We start from the raw sequence: 3,701 nt of genomic DNA, 5'->3' as shown, positions 1-3,701 counted from the left end.
CCTGCGGTTCCAGCGTACCCCCGCCGCCCTCTCAGACAAGACGAACAGCGCCGCGGCCGGCTAGTCCGCGCCGCGCGTTCGCACCCATCGCACCGGCATCGCGATCCTGCTATTGTAGCGATCATGACTTCGCGCGACTCCGCAGCTTCCGAAATCACACCCGAAATGCTGTTGCGTGCATACGCCTGCGGCATCTTCCCGATGGCCGAGAGCGCGGACGATCCGAGCCTGTTCTGGGTCGAGCCGGAAATGCGCGGCATCATTCCGCTCGACGGCTTTCGCGTCGCCTCGCGCCTCGCCCGGACCGTGCGCTCGGACGCATTCACGGTCACCGTCAATCAGGCCTTCGCCGCCGTCATCACCGGCTGCGCCGCGCCGCAGGAGGGACGCGAGGAGACCTGGATCAACCGGCGCATTCGCGACCTCTATACCGGCCTGCACCGGCTGGGCCACTGTCACAGCGTCGAGGTCTGGCGCGACGGCGACCTCGTCGGCGGCCTCTATGGCGTGAGCCTCGGCCGCGCCTTTTTCGGCGAAAGCATGTTCCACCGCATCCGCGACGCCTCGAAGGTCGCCCTGGTGCATCTGATCGCGCGCCTGATCGCCGGCGGCTTCGAGCTTCTGGACACGCAATATGTGACCGAGCACCTCAAGACCTTCGGCGCGATCGAAATCCCGCGCCGCCGCTACACCGCCCTGCTCGACAAGGCGATCCGCGGCCAGGCGGCGGATTTTTCGAAGCTGCCGGTCGACCGGCCGATCCTGGGTGCCGACGCGCTCACGATCATCGCGGGTAGGTAGGCACGCACTTGTCCCACCGTCGTTCCGGGGCGATGCGAAGCATCGAACCCGGAACCTCGAGATTCCGGGTTCATCGCTGCGCGATGCCCCGGAATGACAATCAGCGGAAGATCGAGAACAGGCCGCCCGGCTGCTGTTGCGGCGGCGGAGGTGGCGGCGGAGGCTGCTGCTGAGTCTGCTGATAGGGCTGTTGGGGCTGAAGCTGCGGCGGCGGCGGACGCGGCGCCGTCTGCTTCTGCTGCGGCGGACGCTTCTGGCCGGCCGGTGCGGCCGGCGGCTTCGGCGGGTCGGGCTGCGCGCTCACGATCGTGGTCTCCGGCCCTTTGCAGTCGGTCAGCCAGATGTCGTAAATCGGATGCTCCACCGCATGGAGGCCGGGGCTAGCCGCGAACATCCAGCCGGAAAAGATCCGCTTCACCTCGCCCTGCAGCGTGATCTCGTCGACCTCGACAAAGGCATCGGTGTTGGCCGCTTCGGTCGCCGGCCGGGTATAGCAGGCATCGGTCTTCACCCGCAGCGCGCCGAACTGCACCGTCTCGCCGATGTCCTCGTCGAAATTGATGATGCGGCCGGTGATCTTGTCGAGACCGGAAAAGCTCGCCTTCTTGTTGATGATCTTTTGCGCCGGCGGCTCGGTCACCACCTCGTCACCGGGCTGCAGCGATGCGGGCGTCTGCGGCACGTTCTTCGGCAGCGCCGCGGCGGGCGGCGCAGCCCCGCCCCTGGTGTCGGGCGGGGTCGCGGCAACGGCCGGCGGCGCGTTTTGCGGCACCACAGTGGTCCCCGGAGGTGGCGGCAGCGGCTGCGACTGCACCGGTCCCGGCAACGCCGAGCCCTGCTGACCCTGATAGGAACGGTTTGGCGCGGGCAGCACCCGGCCCTGCGGCAGGGCCGGCACTTCCTCGTCGTCCTCGATCTGCGGCTGGGGCTGGCCGCCGCGCGGAACGCTGCCGGGCGGCCGCAGCGGCTGGTCAGAGAAGATGTTGCCGATCTGCGCCCGCGCCTCCGGCGCGAACGGGATGGTGGCAGCGGCCAGAAGGACCGCAAAACCGGTCAAAGCGATGGTTCGAAACATCTCGCACGGCTTTTACAGGCGAATCGGGCGCTTGAATATCGTACCGCGTAGGTGCCGTTCGCCGCCTGGTGATTTGCAGCCCTCCGTTAACACGCCGAATACGGCGGGGGAAGGGCGCGCGGTTCCAGCTCCCCACTGTTCACCCAGTTCCATCAATGGGATAGTTCAAATCCGACAAGCCGGCGCACCCGCGCCGGACAGCATCCGGAGCAACCGGACACAAGATTTGAGGAAATCACATGCCAGACCGAATCCGACTGGACGGCAGGGTTGCCGTCGTCACTGGGGCTGCCGGCGTCATCGGGGCGGCGACCGTTCGCCTGCTCGCGGAACGCGGCGCACGCATCGTCGCGATCGATCGCAGGACGGAAGATCTCAAAGCTGTCATCGGCGATCTCCCGGCTTCCGCGGAGGCGGTCGCGGTCGGCGCCGATGTGACGGTCGAGGACGATGTCCTCCGCTATGTCGGCGTCGCCATGGACCGCTTCGGCCGCATCGACGTGTTCTTCAACAATGCCGGCATCGAGGGCGAGGTGAAACCGATCACCGACTATTCGCTTGACGCCTTCCGCCGGGTCATCGACGTCAACGTGGTCGGCGTCTTCCTGGGTCTCAAGCACGTGCTCGCGGTGATGCTGAAGCAGAACGCCGGCAGCATCATCAACACCGCTTCGATCGCGGGGCTGTTGGGATCGCCGCACACCGCGGTCTACAGCGCCAGCAAGCATGCGGTGATCGGGCTCACCAAGAGCGTCGCGACCGAATGCGCCGGCACCGGCGTGCGCGTCAACTGCGTCTGTCCCGGCCTGATCGAGAGCCGCATGCTGGGCGCGATCTTCGAAGGCCGCTACGGCAGCACGGCAACACCGCCCAGGGCAATCGAGCGCGTCCCCGCGCGCCGGCTCGGCCAGGCCGACGAGGTCGCCGCCATCGTGGCGTTCCTTGCTTCCGATGATGCGAGCTATGTCTCGGGCTCGGCCTACACCGTCGATGGCGGACGCACGGCGGGGTAGCGCGGGCAAAATCCGGCCAACGACCGACCGGCGCGGCCTTGACCATCGCGGGCACCGGGACGCATATTCTGGCTAGAATATCTAGCCAGATGGAAAAGTCATGGCCGCGCGCAAATCCAAACACACTTGGTCGGTCCAGGACGCGAAGAACAAGTTCAGTGAAGTCGTGGAGGCCGCGAGGCGCGCACCTCAAACGGTGACGAAACACGGCACGCCCGCTGTGGTCGTGATCGATGCGACGGAATACGATCGCTTGCAGCGGCTTGAGCGCGCGCAAGCACCGTCCTTGGCCAAAGTGCTGCTCGAGATGCCACGAGACGACGGCGAGTTTCCGCGCGAACCGGTGCGGTTGCGCGACCTTGAACTGTGATGTTCCTGATCGACACCGTCACACTATCTGAGACCCGCAGGCGTGAACCCAATCCGGCGGTCGTCGCATGGCTCGAAGCGCAACGTACGTCTGATCTCTTTCTGAGCGTCAGCAGTATCGGCGAAATCGAACGCGGCATCGTGCGGCAGCGCGCCGCAAATCCCGAATTTGCCGACGCACTGTCGCTTTGGCTCGATCGTGTGCTGGCCCTATACGCAGATCACGTGCTGCCGTTCGACCTGCGAACGGCGCGGCGCTGGGGCATCTTGAGTGCCACGCTTGGCAACAGCAGCGCCGATCTGATGATCGCCGCGACAGCGCTGGAGCACGGACTGACAGTCGTCACGCGCAACATCTCTGACTTCGAGCCGACCGCCGTTGCCGTACTCGATCCTTACACCTATCGGTCCGGCCGGAGATCTTGACAGAGCGCGCGGCAACA

At 66.1% G+C, this 3,701-nt stretch carries 5 protein-coding genes; 4 read left to right on the top strand and 1 reads right to left on the bottom strand.

What is annotated here, in order from left to right; all coding sequences use genetic code 11:
- Window positions 1-123: 123 nt before the first annotated feature.
- Window positions 124-801: a leucyl/phenylalanyl-tRNA--protein transferase gene (gene aat / locus JOZ76_RS16585; RefSeq protein ID WP_291699807.1), complete on the top strand. Its 678-nt coding sequence runs from the start codon at window positions 124-126 to the stop codon at window positions 799-801.
- Window positions 802-901: 100 nt separating this feature from the next.
- Here the strand turns inward: aat and JOZ76_RS16580 are convergent, their stop codons facing one another.
- Entirely contained in the window at window positions 902-1,876 is a 975-nt protein-coding gene (locus JOZ76_RS16580) for a DUF2155 domain-containing protein (protein ID WP_291699805.1), read from the bottom strand.
- 239 nt (window positions 1,877-2,115) lie between these two features.
- On the opposite strand from JOZ76_RS16580, the gene JOZ76_RS16575 reads away from it, so the two are divergent.
- From JOZ76_RS16575 to JOZ76_RS16565, 3 genes are all read left to right on the top strand, one after another.
- A complete protein-coding gene (locus tag JOZ76_RS16575; protein ID WP_291699803.1) occupies window positions 2,116-2,889 on the top strand; it encodes an SDR family NAD(P)-dependent oxidoreductase in 774 nt (257 codons plus the stop codon).
- 100 nt (window positions 2,890-2,989) lie between these two features.
- Entirely contained in the window at window positions 2,990-3,259 is a 270-nt protein-coding gene (locus JOZ76_RS16570) for a type II toxin-antitoxin system Phd/YefM family antitoxin (RefSeq protein WP_291699801.1), read from the top strand.
- Complete coding sequence (locus JOZ76_RS16565; RefSeq protein WP_291699799.1) at window positions 3,259-3,684, top strand: type II toxin-antitoxin system VapC family toxin; 426 nt, start codon at window positions 3,259-3,261, stop codon at window positions 3,682-3,684. The genes JOZ76_RS16570 and JOZ76_RS16565 overlap by 1 nt, the downstream gene beginning before the upstream one ends.
- Window positions 3,685-3,701: the final 17 nt, after the last annotated feature.

The sequence above is a fragment of the Bradyrhizobium sp. genome, from assembly GCF_019244115.1.
Classification (GTDB): Bacteria; Pseudomonadota; Alphaproteobacteria; order Rhizobiales; family Xanthobacteraceae; genus Bradyrhizobium.
This window is presented reverse-complemented; position numbering and strand designations above follow the sequence as displayed.